We start from the raw sequence: 18181 nt of genomic DNA, 5'->3' as shown, positions 1-18181 counted from the left end.
AGCTTCGAGAGATTGTTTCTTGCGTCCCGCAAGTGCCTGTTCAAGAAGACTCCTCGCTTAATTCGCAAGATGTGTTCAGTCCGTCTGTGTATCATAGGCTTAGTACTCACAGACGACAGGACCACCCCACGGCGGCCGGTGTTTATCGACTGCCGAAGATCGCCGAACCAACCCTGACACTGGTGGCGCCGAAGGCTATAGCCGTCTCGTAATCGCCGGACATGCCCATCGACAGTTTGGCGACGCCTGCCTCCCGCGCCAATTTTTCCAGCAGGGCGAAATGCGGGCCGGGGTTCTCGTCCGCCGGCGGAATGCACATCAGGCCTCCGATGGCGAGGCCGTGGACATCGCGGCAGCGGGCGACGAAGGTCATGGCCTCGCGCGGCTCGATGCCGGCCTTCTGCGGCTCGGAGCCGGTGTTGACCTGGACGTAGAGTTTCGGTGCCCGGCCTTGCCGGGCGATCTCCTTGGCGAGTTCGGCGGCAATCTTCTCGCGATCGACCGTCTCGATGACGTCGAACAGCGCCACGGCTTCCCTGGCCTTGTTCGATTGCAGCGGTCCGATCAGATGCAGTTCGACATCGGGGAAAGCCTCTTTCAGCGCTGGCCACTTGCCTTGCGCTTCCTGCACGCGGTTCTCGCCGAAGACGCGCTGGCCGGCCTCGATGACGGGCCTGATGTCGGCGGCGTCAAAGGTCTTGGAAACGGCGACCAGCGTCACTGCGCCAGCCTCGCGCTCGGCGGCGGCGATCTTCGCCTTGACCGCGAAAAACTGCTGAACGGCATCGCCCATGTCCAAATCCCGCTGTTTTGACCGCGTTTTTTCCAGACGCGATACCCATATGGTTGACGGGTTTGCCAAACCATGGTGAACACCCGGACCACATCCAATGGACTGCCGAGCTGTCGCCCGCAGTCCGCATGCTTTTTAAGTGAAAAACGTCCCATGGCAACCGAACGATACAATCCGCGCGCGTCAGAGCCCAAATGGCAGAAGGCTTGGGCCGACAGGAAGCTTTTCGAGGCGCACAACGATGATCCGCGCCCGAAATACTACGTGCTGGAGATGTTCCCCTATCCATCGGGACGCATCCATATCGGCCATACGCGCAACTATACGATGGGCGATGTGGTGGCGCGCTACAAGCGGGCCAAGGGTTTCAACGTGCTGCATCCGATGGGCTGGGACGCTTTCGGCATGCCGGCCGAGAACGCGGCGATGCAGAACAAGGTCCATCCCAAGGAATGGACCTATCAGAATATCGCCACCATGCGCGAGCAGCTCAAGGTCATGGGCCTGTCGCTGGACTGGGCGCGCGAATTCGCGACCTGCGATGTCGACTACTACCATCGCCAGCAGATGCTGTTCCTCGACTTTGTCGAGAAGGGCCTGGTGACGCGCAAATCCTCGAAGGTCAATTGGGATCCGGAGGACATGACGGTGCTCGCCAACGAGCAGGTCATAGACGGGCGCGGCTGGCGCTCGGGCGCGCTGGTCGAACAGCGCGAGCTGACGCAATGGTTCTTCAGGATCACCGATTTTGCGCAGGATCTCCTGGATTCGCTCGATCGCCTCGACGAATGGCCCGAGAAGGTCAAGCTGATGCAGCACAATTGGATCGGCCGTTCGGAAGGCCTGCTGATCCGTTGGCCGCTGGCGGCTCCCGTCGCCGGCGAGCAGGAGCTGGAAGTCTATACGACCAGGCCCGACACCATCTTCGGCGCCTCCTTCATGGCGGTCGCCGCCGACCATCCGCTGGCCAGGAAGGCCGCCGAGACCAATCCGGCGCTGGCGAGCTTCATCGACGAGGTCCGCCATATGGGCACTTCGGTGGCGGCGCTGGAGACGGCCGAGAAGAAGGGCTTCGACACCGGCATCCGTGTCGTGCATCCGTTCGACGAGAACTGGACGCTGCCGGTCTACGTCGCCAATTTCGTGCTGATGGACTACGGCACCGGCGCCATCTTCGGCTGCCCGTCCGGCGACCAGCGCGACCTCGACTTCGCCAACAAATACGGCCTGCCGGTGATCCCGGTGGTGATGCCGGAAGGGGCTGATCCCAAGACCTTCCAGGTCATCGAGGAAGCCTATGTCGACGACGGCGTGATGATCAATTCGCGTTTCCTCGACGGCATGAAGCCGGAGCGGGCGTTCGACGAGGTGGCGAAGCTCTTGGAGCAGAAGACGATCGGCAACCGGCCGATGGCCGAGCGCAAGGTCAACTTCCGCCTGCGCGACTGGGGCATTTCGCGCCAGCGCTACTGGGGCTGCCCGATCCCGATGATCCATTGCGAGGATTGCGGCGTGGTGCCGGTGCCGAAGGCAGACCTGCCGGTGAAGCTGCCGGACGACGTCGAGTTCGACCGCCCAGGCAACCCGCTGGACCGCCACCCGACCTGGCGGCATGTCAAATGCCCGCAATGCGGCAAGGACGCGCGGCGCGAAACCGACACGATGGACACGTTCGTCGATTCGTCCTGGTATTTCGCCCGCTTCACCGCGCCCTGGGCGAACGAGCCGACCGACCCGAAAGCGGCGAACGAGTGGCTGGCCGTCGACCAGTATATCGGCGGCATCGAACACGCGATCCTGCATCTGCTCTATTCGCGCTTCTTCACCCGGGCCATGCGCGAGACCGGCCATCTCGACCTGGCCGAGCCGTTCAAGGGCCTGTTCACGCAAGGCATGGTGGTGCACGAGACCTATCGCGTGGGATCGGCATCGAACGGCCGCTGGCTGGCGCCGACCGAGGTGCGGCTGGAGGACGTCGGCGGCAAGCGCCGCGCCATCGAGATCGCCACGGGCGAGACGGCGGAGATCGGCTCCCTGGAAAAGATGTCGAAGTCGAAGAAGAACACGGTCAGCCCCGAAGACATCACCGACGGCTACGGCGCCGACACCGCACGCTGGTTCATGCTGTCGGATTCACCGCCCGAACGCGACGTCGAATGGACCGACGATGGCGCCGCCGGCGCGCATCGCTTCATGCAGCGCATCTGGCGCCTGGTCTCGACCGCGGCCGAATCGCTGGCCGGCATCGCACCCATAGCGGGCGGTGGCGGTGAAGCCGGGGCGGTTTCCAAGGCCACGCACAAGATCCTGAAAGCGGTCGGCGAGGACATCGAGAAACTCGCATTCAACCGCGCCATCGCCCGCATCTACGAACTCGCCAACGTGCTGACCACGCCGCTCAACGACGTGGCCGAAGGCAAGGCCGATGCCGCGCTCAAAGGCGCCTGCCGGGAGGCCGTGGAGGTGCTCGTGCACCTGATCGCGCCTGTGATGCCGCATCTGGCCGAGGAATGCTGGGAGGCGCTCGGCGGTGCCGATCTGGTCGCCGAACGGCCGTGGCCGATCTTCGATCCGGCGCTGGTCGTCGACAATGAGGTCACCTATCCGATCCAGGTCAACGGCAAGAAGCGCGGGGATTTGACAATTGCCCGCGACGCGGACCAAGGTGCGGTCGAAAAAGCCGTGCTCGCTCTCGACTTCGTGCAGAAGGCGCTCGAAGGCAAGGCTCCGCGCAAGGTGATCATCGTGCCGCAGAGGATCGTCAATGTCGTTGCCTGATCGGGAAAAGACAGAGCTGAGCCGTTTGCTGCGCCGTGCCGCGCTTGCCAGCCTTGTCGGCTCGCTTGCGCTCGTTTCGGCGTGCCAGGTGCGGCCGCTCTACTCGAGCGCGCCGCTGTCGACCGGCTCGAGCGCCAATGCCGAACTGGCATCGATCGCCGTCAAGCCGGTCAGGACGCGTTACGGCCAGCAAGTGCGCAACAACCTGATCTTCGGATTTGGGCGCGGCGCCGGCGAACCGGCCTCGCCGGCCTACTCGCTCGATCTCGGCGTGACCGAAGCCGTTGAATCCTCGGCGCTCGTGCAGGTCGGAACCGATCAGGACGAGCCGACCGCCGGTTCGGTGACGCTGACCGCCGGCTACACGCTGACCGATGCCAAAACCGGCGCGGTGATCGCGACCGGCAGGCGGGCGATCACTTCGTCCTTCGACAGGCCGCGCCAGGAATTCGCCGCGTACCGGGCACAGATCGATGCCGAGAACCGCGCCGCGCGCGAGCTTGCCAACGCGCTGCAACTGTCCATAGCCCAGGATCTCGCACGGCACGGCAAGACGGCCGGTTAGCGCCGCTCTTCGTTTCACGGTGGCATAACAATCTGGTGCCTGAAGGCCGCCCTTGTCACGGCTCCGGAGCCGGTTCTCCGTTCGCCTTTAGCCGAAGCGCGCGGGTGAGTGCACGATCGTGGGATGACGATCAGCCGCACGGATCCGATCGTCCGACAGCGCTGCGAAAGTCACGCTTCGCCGCTCCGGAGGGGCCGACGGGAAGCAACTGTTAACCACTCGCTCTCTATTGCTCAGCAGACATTTCAGCGTGAGTCTTGAGCATGGAATCCAAGCGTTTTCCTCGGGTCAGTTCATTGAAGGCAGCGTCGCCCGATGACCCCGGGATGAAGCGTTTCAGGGGTGTGGACAACAAGGCTGACAGCCAGCGAGCAGGAGCCGGCCATTCCCCATCCCCTGTTGATCTCGGCGGCAACGAAAGCCCTGCCTGGCAAGAGTATTTCTTCCTGGCGCCCAATGTGCGGTTTACGCGCACGCCGGACTATGAAACCAGCACGCGCCGTCCGCGGGACGAGGCGATTGCCGTCGAGCAAAGCGAATCACCAGCACCGCAGGCGCACGGCCAATCCACCGCGGCTGGGACGTCTTCATCGGCGCCGATACCAAGCCGAAATCTTTCTTCAGGCGCCGCCAGGCCGCCCCTGGGCAACAGAGCCGTGGTGCAACCGGCCCCGGCGCCGGTTCTGTCAGGGCATGCCGGCGAAAACGTGCGGGCCGCCGCTACGCCTGCGGGCCACAGGATGAGTGCGGCGCGGGCGTCCGCACCGGCAGCGTCCGCCCAAGCAGCGACAGCCCCGGTCAAGACGACGGGCCGCGAAAATGTGCGCTGGCCCTATCTGTCGGATCACGTCTTTTTCGAGGTCATGGCGCCCTATTTGGTCGAAGGCCCGTCACCCGCGCCGCGGGCCGTTCCGGTTGCGCGCACGACCGCGCCTGTGGTCACCGAGCGGACCGACAACCGCCCCGCGCCAACGGCCGATCCGACCGCGCTGTTCCGTGTCATCGAATGCCTTCCCGGGTCGCCAGCTTCGTCCGTCGCGCCGGATGTCCGTCCGGCCAACTCCAACCAGGCCGCGGTTCAGCCGGCGGCCAACCGCGTGGCGCAGCAAGCCCGGGCGAAGGCCGCAATTCCCGCCGTCGCAAGCAATGCCGTTCCGGCACATGTCACGCAAAGTCTGGAGCAAGCCGTCCCGGCTCCGGCTGCGCGCGCATCGTCGCGAGCACCACTGGTCGGCAGGATCGTGCCGACCACGACGGGCGAGACGTACGAACTTCCCTCGGAAGAATTGTTGCAGCAGCCGCCGGAGGGACAAGGCTTCTACATGTCGCAGGAGCGGCTCGAGCAGAATGCCGACCTCCTGGAAAGCGTGCTCGAGGATTTCGGCGTGCGCGGCGAGATCATCCATGTTCGCCCCGGTCCGGTCGTCACCCTCTATGAATTCGAGCCGGCGCCGGGCGTGAAATCCTCGCGCGTCATCGGTCTTGCCGACGACATCGCCCGCTCCATGTCGGCGATCTCGGCGCGCGTTGCCGTCGTGCCTGGGCGCAACGTCATCGGCATCGAGCTTCCGAACGAGGCGCGCGAAACTGTCTATTTCCGCGAGCTGATCGAATCGGAGGGCTTCCGCAAGACCGGCTGCAAGCTGGCGCTCTGCCTCGGCAAGACGATCGGCGGTGAGCCTGTGATCGCCGAGTTGGCGAAGATGCCCCACCTGCTGGTTGCCGGCACCACCGGTTCCGGCAAGTCGGTTGCCATCAACACGATGATCCTGTCGCTGCTCTACCGGCTGAAACCGGAGGAATGCCGGCTGATCATGGTCGATCCCAAGATGCTCGAACTCTCCGTCTATGACGGCATCCCGCATCTTCTGACGCCCGTCGTCACCGATCCAAAAAAGGCCGTCACCGCGCTCAAATGGGCGGTGCGGGAGATGGAGGACCGCTATCGCAAGATGGCGCGGCTCGGCGTGCGCAATATCGACGGCTACAATCAACGTGCCGCCGCTGCCCGCGAAAACGGCGAGAGGGTCGTCATGACCGTGCAGGCGGGCTTCGAAAAAGGCACCGGCGAGCCGCTCTTCGAGCAGCAGGAAATCGACCTCGCGCCAATGCCCTATATCGTCGTCATCGTCGACGAGATGGCCGACCTGATGATGGTCGCCGGCAAGGAGATCGAAGGCGCCATCCAGCGCCTGGCGCAGATGGCGCGCGCGGCCGGCATCCACCTGATCATGGCGACGCAGCGCCCCTCGGTCGATGTCATCACGGGCACGATCAAGGCCAATTTTCCGACCCGGATTTCCTTCCAGGTCACCTCCAAGATCGACAGCCGCACCATCCTTGGCGAGCAGGGCGCCGAGCAACTGCTCGGCCAGGGCGACATGCTGCACATGATGGGCGGCGGGCGCATCGCCCGCGTGCACGGCCCCTTCGTCTCCGACGTGGAGGTCGAGCATGTCGTGGCGCATCTGAAGGCGCAGGGTCGTCCCGAATACCTGGAAACCGTGACGGCCGACGAGGATGAAGAGGAAGACGAAGGCGATGAGGGCGCGGTCTTCGACAAGGGCGCCGTTGCGGCGGAGGACGGCGATTCCAGCTATGACGAGGCGGTCAAGGTGGTGTTGCGCGACAAGAAGTGTTCGACGTCCTACATTCAGCGCCGCCTCGGCATCGGCTATAACCGCGCCGCCTCCCTGGTCGAACGCATGGAGAAGGAAGGTCTGGTCGGCGCACCAAACCATGTCGGCAAGCGCGAGATCATCATGGGCCGGCGCCCGCCGGTAACCGCAGCCGAGGATGACGGCACGGATTGATCGGCTTCTTGATCCGCAGCGCATGAAAAAGGCCGGTTGCCCGGCCTTTTTCGTGTCGGATATAGGTTCGCTCAGCCGATTTTCTGGCCGGTCTTGGCCCAGTCGGCGAGGAAGGCGGCAAGGCCCTTGTCGGTCAGCGGGTGGTTGACCAGCGCCTTCAGGGTCGCGGGCGGCGCGGTGACAATATCGGCGCCGATGAGCGCCGCCTGCTTGACGTGGTTCACGGTGCGCACGGAAGCGGTCAGGATCTCGGTCTGGAAATCGTAATTGTCGTAGATCTGACGGATCTCCTGGATCACTTCCATGCCGTCGGAGCCGGTGTCGTCAACGCGGCCGACGAAGGGCGAGATGAAGGAGGCGCCGGCCTTGGCGGCGAGCAGCGCCTGGTTGGCCGAGAAGCAGAGCGTGACATTGACCATGCGGTTCATCTCGGTGCGGATCGTCTTGCAGGCCTTCAGTCCGTCCAGTGTCAACGGCACCTTGATGGCGACATTCGGCGCGATCTTGGCCAGCACCTCGGCCTCGGCCATCATCTGCTTGTATTCGGTCGCCACGACTTCGGCCGAAACCGGACCTTCGACGATGTCGCAGATCTGCTTGGTGACCTCGGAGATCTTGCCGCCCGATTTGAGAATCAGCGACGGGTTGGTGGTGACGCCGTCGAGCAGCCCCAGATCGATAAGTTCACGGATTTCCTTGATATCGGCGGTGTCGGCAAAAAATTTCATGGCGGTCTCCTGACGATTTCGTCGTGCTTGGGAAGGCACGTTCAGCGTTGCCCTTTGATCTAGAGCAAAGTCGGGGCAAGGTCACGCCTCATGATCGAAGATTCGCCCTTTGTCGCAGCCGCACCGGTGCTGGTGCCGATGCCGGCCGAACGCCCCTACACCTATGCCGTGCCCGCCGGCATGCGGGTGGTGCCGGGCTCGATCGTGCGCGTGCCGCTCGGGCCTCGCCAGGTCGCCGGCATCGTCTGGGACGGCGTGGTCGAGACGGTCGACGCGAAAAAGCTGCGCCCGATCGAACAGGTCTTCGACTGCCCGCCGATCGACCGGGCGATGCGCCGTTTCGTCGACTGGGTAGCGCAGTATACGCTGTCGGCGCCGGGCATGGTGGCGCGCATGCTGCTGAGGGCGCCGGAGGCTTTCGATCCGGAACCTTGGATCGAGGGGTTGCAGCGAACCGCGGCGGTTCCGGACCGGATGACGGATGCGCGGGCCCGCGTGCTGGAGACGGCCGACGGCGGACTGGCCTGGACGCGATCCGGTCTGGCCCATGCGGCCGGCGTGTCGTCGACGGTAATCGAAGGGCTGAAGGCGCAAGGCGTGTTCGAAACGGTGATGATCCCGCCGCGGCCCGTGGTGGCGGAGCCTGACCCAGCCTACGCCACGCCGGAATTGATGCCCGACCAGAACGAAGCCGCACGGCTGCTGCGCGCCAATGTCGCGGGTGGTGGATTCAACGTCGCACTGCTCGACGGCGTCACCGGTTCGGGCAAGACGGAGGTTTATTTCGAAGCGGTGGCGGCGGCACTCGACCGGGGCAAGCAGGTGCTGATCCTGCTGCCTGAAATCGCGTTGACGCATGCTTTTCTCGAACGTTTTCAGCAGCGTTTTGGCGCCAAGCCCGCCGAATGGCACTCCGACCTGCCGCCGAGGATGCGCGAACGCGTTTGGCGGCAGGTGGCGGAAGGCGGTGTGCGGGTCGTGGCCGGCGCACGCTCGGCTCTGTTCCTGCCGTTCAAGGAGCTTGGCCTGATCGTCGTCGACGAGGAGCACGACCCCGCCTACAAGCAGGAAGACCGCGTTTTCTACAATGCCCGCGACATGGCTGTCGTGCGCGGCCATATAGGCGGCTTCCCCGTGGTGCTGGCATCGGCGACGCCATCGGTGGAGAGCCGCGTCAACGCCAGCCAGGGCCGCTACGCCAGGGCGGTGCTGTCCGCGCGCTTCGCCGAGGCGGCACTTCCCGATCTGAAAGCGATCGACATGCGGCGCGCGCCGCCGGCGCGCGGCGGCTTCCTGTCGCCGGTGCTGATCGAGCACATGCGCCGGACGCTGGAGAGGAAGGAACAGTCACTCTTGTTCCTCAACCGGCGCGGCTATGCGCCGCTGACGCTGTGCCGCGTCTGCGGCCACCGCTTCGGTTGCCCGGTCTGCTCGGCCTGGCTAGTCGAGCACCGCTTTCGCGGCCAGCTGGTCTGCCATCATTGCGGGCACAATGAGCGCCGCCCGGAAGCCTGCCCGGAATGCGGCACGCTCGATCATCTGGTCGCCTGCGGGCCGGGCGTCGAGCGCATCGCCGAGGAAGTCGTCACGCACTTCCCGGATGCGCGTACCATCGTCTTGTCGTCGGATCTGATGGGCGGCGTGCGGCGGCTGCGGCTGGAGCTGGAAGCCATCGCCAATGGCGAGGCCGACATCGTCATCGGCACGCAGCTCGTCGCAAAGGGTCACAATTTCCCCAACATGACCTTGGTTGGTGTCGTCGACGCCGATCTCGGCCTTGCCAATGGCGACCCGCGCGCCGCCGAGCGCACTTTCCAGCTGCTCAGCCAGGTGACCGGCCGCGCCGGGCGCACCGGCAAGAAGAGCCTCGGCCTGCTGCAGACCTTCCAGCCCGACCATCCGGTGATGCGGGCGATCGTCTCCGGCGATGCCGACGCGTTCTACGAGCGCGAGATTTCCGAGCGCGAGCGGGCGGCCTTGCCGCCGTTCGGCCGGCTGGCCGGCGTCATCGTCAGCGCGGTGACGCGGGCGGAAGCCGAGGGCCATGCCCGCGGCCTGCGCCGTGCCGCGCCCGAGGCATCCGACCTGTTCGTGCTCGGGCCGGCCGAAGCGCCGCTGTCCCTGCTCGGCGGCCGTCACCGCTTCCGCTTGCTGATCCAGGGCGAGCGCCGCGCCGACATGCAAGGGTTTATCCGGACCATGCTGGCCAACGGGCCAAAGCAGCGCGGCTCGGTGCGGGTGCAGGTCGATATCGATCCGCAGAGCTTTTTGTAAACCGGATCTCAACCATGGCCGCCGCTGCGAGAGAAAAGGAGATCACATGAAAACTCTTGGGTTGCTCGGCGGCATGAGCTGGGAATCGACGGCGATCTATTATCGCCTGCTCAATGATCTCGTGAGGCAGCATCTCGGCGGGCTGCATTCGGCGAAATTGCTGCTGTGGTCGTTCGACTTCGCCGAGATCGCCGAGCGCCAGCACCATGGGGATTGGGACGGCGCCGGCGTGCTTTTGGTCGATGCCGCGCGCAAGCTCGAGTCAGCCGGCGCGGAAGGCCTGCTTTTGTGCACCAACACCATGCACAAGCTCGCCGACCAGGTGCAGGCCTCGGTGTCGATCCCGCTGATCCACATCGCCGACGCCACCGCGGCCGCGATCAAGGCGGCCGGCATGCGGCGCCCGGCGCTGCTGGCAACGCGGTTCACCATGGAGCAGGATTTCTACAAGGGCCGGCTTGTCGACAAATATGGATTGCAGCCGATCGTGCCGGACCGGGCAGGGCGCGACATGGTCCATCGCATCATCTATGACGAGCTCTGCCAGGGCATCGTCACCGAGACATCGAAAGCCGCCTATGTCGCCGAGATCAGCCGCCTGCGGCGCGAAGAAAATGTCGACAGCGTGATCATGGGCTGCACCGAAATCACCATGCTGATCGGCCAGCAGGATTTCGACATTCCGGCCTTCGACACGACGCGCATCCATGCCGAAGCGGCTATCGCCTTCGCGCTCTCTTGATGCGTTTGGCCTAAAGTGCCGGCCGCCATCTGGCGCGCGGCTTTTCCTCCGCTAGAATACCCGCGATTTCAGAGCGGCATTTACGAGGGGACACTATGGATTTTGCGTTTCCGTGGCCGGTAAGCCAGGGGGAATGGCTGGCCTGGTCGAGCGCCGTCGTCACGGTGCTGCTCGGCCTGGTGCTTTTCCTGGCGCCGGGGCTTGCCTTCCGCATCCTGCGCTTGCAGGTCAAGCCGGAGAAGGCGGCGGCGATCGCCGAAGGGCGCGGCCGCATGTCGGGCTTCTATCTCGGCGTCGGCCTGTGCTGCATCCTGCTGGCGCAGCCGCTGATCTACATGGCGCTCGGCTTCTCCTGGCTGTTCACCGCCTTCGGCCGGTTGCTGTCGATGATGTCGGATGGCGCCAACACGCCCTTCAACTGGTTTTCCATCGTCGTGGAACTGGCGCTGGCGGCGTTGCCGCTTGCCTTTGCCTTCGGCTTCCTGCCCTGAATCCACAGGCAATCCAGGGACTTCGTCCCCGGATGCGACAATAGTGCCTGAAAACCATGCGGAACGACGCATTGCGGTCTTAAAAGGCCTGTGCTAGACGGCAATCGACTTTCGGCCGGGGATAGCGGAAGCCGCGCCTCCGTGCTTGAAAAAATGCAGTAAGGTCAAAGATTTAGCCAGAGTTTTCGCTCGCGCCAACAATCTGCGGCCTGTCAGACAAGAGAAAAGACGGTCCGTGGCCCAATCGTCATCGCCAATCTCAGGTGTCGCAGAACGCTATGCGGGTTCGCTGTTCGAACTGGCATCGCAGGCGAATTCCGTCGCCAAGGTCGAAGCCGACCTCAACAGTTTCGAGGCGATGCTCGCGGGCAGCGCCGACTTGACCCGGCTGATCAACAGCCCGGTGTTCTCCAGCGAGGACCAGGCCAAGGCCATCGCGGCCATCGCCGACAAGGCCGGGATCACCGGCCTGACCGGCAATTTCCTGCGCGTCGTCGCCAAGAACCGCCGGCTGTTCGCCGTCCCCGGCATGATCAAGGCATTCCGGCAGATCGCCGCCGAACATCGCGGCGAGACGGCCGCCGAGGTAACGTCGGCACATCAACTGACCGCTGCCCAGCAGGCCGAACTCAAGGCGGCGCTGAAGAGCGTTGCCGGCAAGGACGTTTCCATCTCCGTCACCGTCGATCCGTCGCTGCTCGGCGGGCTGGTGGTCAGGATGGGCTCGCGCCAGATCGATACGTCGCTCAAAACCAAACTCAATTCGCTCAAGCTTGCACTGAAAGAGGTCGGCTGATGGACATCCGCGCCGCGGAAATTTCCGCAATTCTGAAAGACCAGATCAAGAATTTCGGCAAGGAGGCCGAGGTCTCCGAAGTCGGACAGGTGCTGTCCGTCGGTGACGGTATCGCCCGCGTCTACGGTCTCGACAATGTCCAGGCCGGCGAGATGGTCGAATTCCCCGGCGGCATCCGCGGCATGGCGCTCAACCTCGAAGCCGACAATGTCGGCGTCGTCATCTTCGGCGCCGACCGCGACATCAAGGAAGGCGACACCGTCAAGCGCACCGGCGCCATCGTCGACGTTCCGGTCGGTCCGGGCCTGCTCGGCCGCGTGGTCGATGCGCTCGGCAATCCGATCGACGGCAAGGGCCCGATCAAGGCGACCGAACGCAAGCGCGTCGACGTCAAGGCGCCTGGCATCATTCCGCGCAAGTCGGTGCATGAGCCGATGTCGACGGGCCTCAAGGCCATCGACGCGCTGATCCCGGTCGGCCGCGGCCAGCGCGAGCTGGTCATCGGCGACCGCCAGACCGGCAAGACCGCCATCATCCTCGACACGATGCTCAACCAGAAATCGGTGCACGACAACGGCCCCGAGAAGGAAAAGCTCTACTGCGTCTACGTCGCCGTCGGCCAGAAGCGCTCGACCGTGGCGCAGTTCGTCAAGGTGCTGGAAGAGCGCGGCGCGCTCGAATATTCGATCATCATCGCCGCCACCGCTTCCGATCCGGCGCCGATGCAGTTCCTGGCGCCGTTCGCCGGCTGCACCATGGGCGAGTATTTCCGCGACAACGGCATGCATGCGCTGATCAGCTACGACGATCTGTCGAAGCAGGCCGTCGCCTATCGCCAGATGTCGCTGCTCTTGCGCCGCCCGCCGGGCCGCGAAGCCTATCCGGGCGACGTCTTCTACCTGCATTCGCGCCTGCTCGAGCGCGCCGCCAAGCTCAATGACGACATGGGCAACGGTTCGCTGACGGCGCTGCCGGTCATCGAAACGCAGGCCAATGACGTGTCGGCCTATATCCCGACCAACGTGATCTCGATCACCGACGGCCAGATCTTCCTCGAAACCAACCTGTTCTTCCAGGGCATCCGTCCGGCGGTCAATGTGGGCCTGTCGGTGTCGCGCGTCGGCTCCTCGGCGCAGATCAAGGCGATGAAGCAGGTTGCCGGCTCGATCAAGGGCGAACTCGCGCAGTACCGCGAAATGGCGGCCTTCGCGCAGTTCGGCTCGGATCTCGACGCCGCCACGCAGCGCCTGCTCAACCGCGGTTCGCGCCTGACCGAGCTCCTGAAGCAGCCGCAGTTCTCGCCGCTGAAGACGGAAGAGCAGGTCGCGGTGATCTTCGCCGGCGTCAACGGCTATCTCGACAAGCTGCCGGTCAACCAGGTCGGCAAGTTCGAGCATGGCCTGCTCAGCCACATGCGTTCGGCCGGCAAGGACGTCCTCGATGCCATCCGCAAGGAAAAGGCGCTGTCGGACGATCTGCGCGGCAAGCTGAAGGCCGAGATCGACGCTTTCGCCAAGACCTTCGCCTGAGCGAAGCGCCAGTCCGGATGAGACAAGACGGGATCAGGTTTGAAGCATGCCTTCATTAAAAGACCTTCGTAACCGTATCGCCTCGGTCAAGGCGACGCAGAAGATCACCAAGGCGATGCAGATGGTCGCCGCGGCGAAGCTGCGCCGTGCACAGGAGGCTGCGGAAGCGGCGCGCCCCTATTCGGAGCGCATGGGTTCCGTGCTGGCCAACATCACCCAGGCGATCGGGGGCGGTGGCGATGCCCCGGCGCTGATGACCGGCACCGGCAAGGACGACGTGCACCTGCTCGTCGTCTGCACCGCCGAGCGCGGCCTGTGCGGCGGCTTCAATTCGCAGATCGCCCGTCTTGCCCGCGACCACATCCGCAGGCTCCTGGCCGACGGCAAGCAGGTCAAGATCATCTGCGTCGGCAAGAAGGGTTTCGACATCCTGCGCCGCGACTATGCCTCGATGATCCTTGACCGGATCGACCTGCGCGAGGTCAAGACGCTCGGCTTCGTCAACGCCGATGCGATCGCCAAGAAGGTCATCCACCTCTTCAACGAGGGCGGCTTCGATATCTGCACGCTGTTCTATTCGCAGTTCAAGTCGGTGATCAGCCAGGTTCCAACCGCGCAGCAAATCATTCCGGCCGCCGAGTCCCCGGCCGCGGCCGAGTCCACGGATGGCGGCAACGCCGTCTACGAGTACGAGCCGGAGCCGGGCGAGATCCTCTCGGACCTTATCCCGCGCAACATCGCGGTGCAGATCTTCCGCGCGCTGCTTGAAAACGCGGCGGGCGAGATGGGCGCCAAGATGAGCGCCATGGACAATGCCACGCGCAACGCCGGCGAGATGATCAACAAGCTGTCGATCACCTACAACCGCCAGCGCCAGGCGCAGATCACCAAGGAACTGATCGAGATCATTTCGGGCGCCGAGGCGCTCTAGGCACGGTTTCCGGGGTCAACGACCTCGATCCGACCGTGCGAGAAACAAAGGACGAAAAGGGTAAAGACGATGGCGAAAGCAGCGACCCCCAAGACTGCGGCTCCCAAGGCAGCAGCCCCGGCCAAGGCGGCACCGGCAAAGGCTCCGGCCGCGGCAGCTAAGGCGGCTCCGGCCAAGAAAGCGGCAGCGCCGACCAGGGCCTCCGCGGTAAAGACCCCGGCCGTGGCCAGCAAGGCCACCGGCATCGTCGGCCAGGTCCGGCAGGTCATCGGCGCCGTGGTCGACGTGCAGTTCGGCGATCACCTGCCGCCGATTCTGAATGCGCTCGAGACCACCAATGTCGGCAACCGCCTGGTTCTCGAAGTTGCCCAGCATCTGGGCGAAAACACCGTGCGCTGCATCGCCATGGATTCCACCGAAGGCCTGGTGCGCGGCCAGGAAGTGCGCGACACCGGCGGCCCGATCGCCGTGCCGGTCGGTCCGGGCATGCTCGGCCGCATCATCAACGTCATCGGCGAGCCGGTCGACGAAGCAGGCCCGGTGGATGCGGTCGAGCTGCGCTCGATCCACCAGCCGGCCCCGGCCTATATCGAACAGTCGACGGAAGCACAGATCCTGATCACCGGCATCAAGGTGCTCGACCTGCTCGCGCCCTACGCCAAGGGCGGCAAGATCGGCCTGTTCGGCGGCGCCGGCGTCGGCAAGACCGTGCTGATCCAGGAACTGATCAACAACATCGCCAAGGCGCATGGCGGCTATTCGGTGTTCGCCGGCGTCGGCGAGCGCACCCGCGAGGGCAACGACCTCTATCACGAGTTCATCGAATCCGGCGTCAACAAGAAGGGGGGCGGCGAAGGCTCCAAGGCGGCGCTGGTCTATGGCCAGATGAACGAGCCGCCGGGCGCGCGTGCCCGCGTCGGCCTGACCGGCCTGACGGTCGCCGAATATTTCCGCGACCAGGGCCAGGACGTGCTTTTCTTCGTCGATAACATCTTCCGTTTCACGCAGGCCGGTTCGGAAGTGTCGGCGCTGCTCGGCCGTATCCCGTCGGCCGTGGGCTACCAGCCCACGCTCGCCACGGACATGGGCGCCCTGCAGGAACGCATCACCACCACCACCAAGGGCTCGATCACCTCGGTGCAGGCCATCTACGTGCCGGCCGACGACTTGACCGACCCCGCGCCGGCGACCTCGTTCGCCCACCTCGACGCGACGACGACGCTCAACCGCTCGATCGCCGAAAAGGGCATCTATCCGGCCGTCGATCCGCTGGACTCGACCTCGCGCATGCTCGACCCGCTGGTGGTCGGCGAAGAGCATTATGCCGTCGCGCGCCAGGTGCAGTCGATCCTCCAGCGCTACAAGTCGCTGCAGGACATCATCGCCATCCTGGGCATGGACGAACTGTCGGAAGAGGACAAGCAGACTGTGGCTCGGGCACGCAAGATCGAGCGTTTCCTGTCGCAGCCCTTCTTCGTCGCCGAAGTGTTCACCGGCGCGCCGGGCAAGCTGGTCGACCTCGCCGACACCATCAAGGGCTTCAAGGGCCTCTGCAACGGCGACTACGATCACCTGCCGGAAGCCGCCTTCTACATGGTCGGCGGCATCGAGGAAGCGGTCGAGAAGGCACAGCGTCTCGCGGCTGAAGCGGCTTAATCAAGGGAATAGGGAGCAGTCAGTAGTCAGTAGTGAATGGCAGGCAGGTGACCGGGGCAGTTGCTCTTTCTCCTTACCTCCCTACTCACTATTCCCTACTCGCTAAATCGACATGGCAGAAGCTTTCAAGTTCGAACTGGTCTCGCCGGAGCGCCTGCTGGTTTCCGCAGAGGTCGAGGCCGTCGTCATTCCGGGTGCCGAGGGCGAGATGACCGTGATGGCGCATCACGCACCGGTCATGACCACCATCAAGCCGGGCGTCGTCACGGTGAAGGCCGCATCAGGCGGTGAAGAGCGTTACGTCGTCTTCGGCGGGTTCGCCGACATCGTTCCGGCCGGCTGCACGCTGCTGGCGGAATCGGCTGTCGCGGTGAAGGATGTCGACCGCGCCGATCTCGCGCGCCGCATCCAGGAAGCCAGGGAAGACGCCGCCGACGCCAAGGACGACCAGTCCCGCACCAAGGCCGAACAATTCCTCAGCCAGCTCACCACGCTGGAAGGCGCCATCCTGCCGGCTTGAGGCTGGCACCAAATAGTCGACTGAAAAGCGGGGGCCTTGCCTCGCTTTTTTTTTAAATGCCCAATGCCGCGAAGGCCTGAGCCGGTCCGCCACGGCGCAACTGCTCGAGATGGACGGCCGCAAGGTCCATCAATCCTGGCCGCTCAGGCGCTCCGGTCGCGAAGCCGGCGAGATCGAACACTGAAGCGACGGTTTCGGCAGCGGGCAGATTCCGGTCAATGATCGCCGTCATCGGCATGTCGATCGGATCGGTGAAATGGCCGTCGGGCAGGAATTTGCCGCGCGCTTCGCAGGCGGCGATCCAGGCGGCGACCGCCAGCATGAGATGCCTTGGTGGGGCGCCTGAATGGAGGCGCTCGATCGCGGAGGCAATGATGCGCTGCGGCAGTTTCTGGCTGCCGTCATTGGCGATCTGTGCGGTGCGGTGGGCAAGTGCTGTGTTGGAGAAACGCCGGGCAAGCTCTGCCGTATAGCTCGCCGTGTCCAGGCCGGCATCGGTGGGCAGCGTCGGGATTGCCTCGGCCCAGAGCGCATCGACAAAGCGCCTGATCTCCGGATCGGCGAAGGCGCGGTCGACGGTGGCGTGTCCGCTGAGCAGGCCGAGATAGGCGATGGCCGAATGCGCTCCATTGAGCAGCCTCAGCTTCATGTCCTCGAAGGGCCTGACATCCTCGACCATGGTGACGCCGAACTTTTCCCAGGCCGGGCGGCCTGCCGGAAAATTGTCTTCGACCACCCACTGACAGAACGGCTCGGTCATGACCGGCCAGGCGTCCTCGACGCCGAGCTCGAGAGCGATCCGCTCCCGGTCGGCATCGGTCGTGGCCGGCACAATGCGGTCCACCATGCTGGAGGGAAACGCGACCTCGTCGGCGATATGGCCCTTAAGCCTGGTCGCGCCTTTCTCCCCGAGGCTGGCATCGCGCAGCGTGGCGAATTCCACCAGCAGCCTGTGCAAGGTCGCGCCGTTGGCAGGCAGGTTGTCGCAGCAGAGCACCGTGAAGGGCTGCAAGCCGGCCGCGCGACGGCGTGCAAGCGCCTCGGCCAGAAAACCGTGCGCGGTCTTCGGCAGATGCGGGTTCGCCAGATCGTGGACGATGTCCGGGTGGGCAGCGTCGAGCCCGCCGCCGGCGGCCCGCAGATAGGCTTTCTCGGTGATGGTCAGCGTCACGATGCGGGTGCGCGGATCGGTCAGCGCGGCCAGCACGGCGGCGGGATCTTCCGGCGCCACCAGCATCGCGCCGATGGAGCCGATGACATGAAGCCTTTCTTCGCCCCCGCTGCGGATCGCCAGCGTGTAGAGCCCGTCCTGCGGCGCCAGCGCATCGCGCGTGTCGGCACTGCGCAGCGACACGCCGACGATGCTCCAGTCCGTCTCTCCAGCACTCAGGCAATCGTCGACATAGGCTGCCTGGTGGGCGCGATGAAAGGCGCCGACCCCGAGATGCACGATGCCTTGCGTGACCGATGCGCGATCAAAACGCGGCACGGCGATCCTGGCCGGCAAGGTCGCGATCGTATCCTTCGAAAGACGCCTGTTCATTGCTGTGCGAAGTCCCCGATTG

14 protein-coding genes are annotated in these 18181 nt (G+C 64.7%); 11 read left to right on the top strand and 3 right to left on the bottom strand.

The window, feature by feature from the left end; all coding sequences use genetic code 11:
- Nucleotides 1–142: 142 nt before the first annotated feature.
- Nucleotides 143–793, bottom strand: a complete 651-nt coding sequence (locus tag LB533_RS01360) for a YggS family pyridoxal phosphate-dependent enzyme (RefSeq protein ID WP_140641164.1) — start codon at nt 791–793, stop codon at nt 143–145.
- 153 nt (nt 794–946) lie between these two features.
- On the opposite strand from LB533_RS01360, the gene leuS reads away from it, so the two are divergent.
- The 3 genes from leuS to LB533_RS01345 all read left to right on the top strand — a co-directional run bounded on the left by leuS (nt 947) and on the right by LB533_RS01345 (nt 6949).
- On the top strand, nt 947–3571 hold the full coding sequence (gene leuS / locus LB533_RS01355) for a leucine--tRNA ligase (protein ID WP_224676485.1): 2625 nt from the start codon (nt 947–949) through the stop codon (nt 3569–3571).
- Nucleotides 3558–4136, top strand: a complete 579-nt coding sequence (gene lptE, locus LB533_RS01350; protein ID WP_224676484.1) for an LPS assembly lipoprotein LptE — start codon at nt 3558–3560, stop codon at nt 4134–4136. Before leuS ends, lptE begins: the two co-directional genes overlap by 14 nt.
- A 263-nt stretch (nt 4137–4399) precedes the next feature.
- Nucleotides 4400–6949: a DNA translocase FtsK gene (locus LB533_RS01345; RefSeq protein ID WP_224676483.1), complete on the top strand. Its 2550-nt coding sequence runs from the start codon at nt 4400–4402 to the stop codon at nt 6947–6949.
- Between the two features lie 71 nt (nt 6950–7020).
- Here the strand turns inward: LB533_RS01345 and fsa are convergent, their stop codons facing one another.
- Nucleotides 7021–7677, bottom strand: coding sequence for a fructose-6-phosphate aldolase (gene fsa / locus LB533_RS01340; protein WP_224676482.1), 657 nt, complete (start codon nt 7675–7677; stop codon nt 7021–7023).
- Between the two features lie 90 nt (nt 7678–7767).
- Between fsa and LB533_RS01335 the strand changes: the two genes are divergently transcribed.
- The 8 genes from LB533_RS01335 to LB533_RS01300 all read left to right on the top strand — a co-directional run bounded on the left by LB533_RS01335 (nt 7768) and on the right by LB533_RS01300 (nt 16616).
- Entirely contained in the window at nt 7768–9951 is a 2184-nt protein-coding gene (locus LB533_RS01335) for a primosomal protein N' (protein WP_224676481.1), read from the top strand.
- Nucleotides 9952–9997: 46 nt separating this feature from the next.
- A complete protein-coding gene (locus tag LB533_RS01330) occupies nt 9998–10693 on the top strand; it encodes an aspartate/glutamate racemase family protein (protein ID WP_224676480.1) in 696 nt (231 codons plus the stop codon).
- A gap of 95 nt (nt 10694–10788) precedes the next feature.
- Nucleotides 10789–11184, top strand: coding sequence for a DUF4345 family protein (locus LB533_RS01325; RefSeq protein WP_224676479.1), 396 nt, complete (start codon nt 10789–10791; stop codon nt 11182–11184).
- A 235-nt stretch (nt 11185–11419) separates the two neighbouring features.
- On the top strand, nt 11420–11980 hold the full coding sequence (locus tag LB533_RS01320; protein WP_140550778.1) for a F0F1 ATP synthase subunit delta: 561 nt from the start codon (nt 11420–11422) through the stop codon (nt 11978–11980).
- Nucleotides 11980–13509: a F0F1 ATP synthase subunit alpha gene (gene atpA / locus LB533_RS01315; protein WP_140550779.1), complete on the top strand. Its 1530-nt coding sequence runs from the start codon at nt 11980–11982 to the stop codon at nt 13507–13509. Before LB533_RS01320 ends, atpA begins: the two co-directional genes overlap by 1 nt.
- Nucleotides 13510–13555: 46 nt before the next feature.
- Entirely contained in the window at nt 13556–14440 is an 885-nt protein-coding gene (locus LB533_RS01310; RefSeq protein WP_224676478.1) for a F0F1 ATP synthase subunit gamma, read from the top strand.
- Nucleotides 14441–14509: 69 nt separating this feature from the next.
- Nucleotides 14510–16096, top strand: a complete 1587-nt coding sequence (gene atpD, locus LB533_RS01305) for a F0F1 ATP synthase subunit beta (RefSeq protein ID WP_224676477.1) — start codon at nt 14510–14512, stop codon at nt 16094–16096.
- A gap of 112 nt (nt 16097–16208) precedes the next feature.
- On the top strand, nt 16209–16616 hold the full coding sequence (locus tag LB533_RS01300) for a F0F1 ATP synthase subunit epsilon (RefSeq protein ID WP_140641182.1): 408 nt from the start codon (nt 16209–16211) through the stop codon (nt 16614–16616).
- Nucleotides 16617–16668: 52 nt separating this feature from the next.
- Here LB533_RS01300 and LB533_RS01295 read toward each other — a convergent pair whose 3' ends face one another.
- Complete coding sequence (locus LB533_RS01295; RefSeq protein WP_224676476.1) at nt 16669–18159, bottom strand: mannitol dehydrogenase family protein; 1491 nt, start codon at nt 18157–18159, stop codon at nt 16669–16671.
- Nucleotides 18160–18181: the final 22 nt, after the last annotated feature.

The organism is Mesorhizobium sp. BR1-1-13, assembly GCF_020165515.1.
In the GTDB taxonomy this organism is placed as follows: Bacteria; Pseudomonadota; Alphaproteobacteria; order Rhizobiales; family Rhizobiaceae; genus Mesorhizobium.
This window is presented reverse-complemented; position numbering and strand designations above follow the sequence as displayed.

Coding starts and splice junctions, on each gene's coding strand:
- LB533_RS01360 (WP_140641164.1), bottom strand. CDS start 793: ATGGGCGATGCCGTTCAGCAGTTTTTCGCGGTCAAGGCGAAGATCGCC.
- leuS (WP_224676485.1), top strand. CDS start 947: ATGGCAACCGAACGATACAATCCGCGCGCGTCAGAGCCCAAATGGCAG.
- lptE (WP_224676484.1), top strand. CDS start 3,558: ATGTCGTTGCCTGATCGGGAAAAGACAGAGCTGAGCCGTTTGCTGCGC.
- LB533_RS01345 (WP_224676483.1), top strand. CDS start 4,400: ATGGAATCCAAGCGTTTTCCTCGGGTCAGTTCATTGAAGGCAGCGTCG.
- fsa (WP_224676482.1), bottom strand. CDS start 7,677: ATGAAATTTTTTGCCGACACCGCCGATATCAAGGAAATCCGTGAACTT.
- LB533_RS01335 (WP_224676481.1), top strand. CDS start 7,768: ATGATCGAAGATTCGCCCTTTGTCGCAGCCGCACCGGTGCTGGTGCCG.
- LB533_RS01330 (WP_224676480.1), top strand. CDS start 9,998: ATGAAAACTCTTGGGTTGCTCGGCGGCATGAGCTGGGAATCGACGGCG.
- LB533_RS01325 (WP_224676479.1), top strand. CDS start 10,789: ATGGATTTTGCGTTTCCGTGGCCGGTAAGCCAGGGGGAATGGCTGGCC.
- atpA (WP_140550779.1), top strand. CDS start 11,980: ATGGACATCCGCGCCGCGGAAATTTCCGCAATTCTGAAAGACCAGATC.
- LB533_RS01310 (WP_224676478.1), top strand. CDS start 13,556: ATGCCTTCATTAAAAGACCTTCGTAACCGTATCGCCTCGGTCAAGGCG.
- atpD (WP_224676477.1), top strand. CDS start 14,510: ATGGCGAAAGCAGCGACCCCCAAGACTGCGGCTCCCAAGGCAGCAGCC.
- LB533_RS01300 (WP_140641182.1), top strand. CDS start 16,209: ATGGCAGAAGCTTTCAAGTTCGAACTGGTCTCGCCGGAGCGCCTGCTG.
- LB533_RS01295 (WP_224676476.1), bottom strand. CDS start 18,159: ATGAACAGGCGTCTTTCGAAGGATACGATCGCGACCTTGCCGGCCAGG.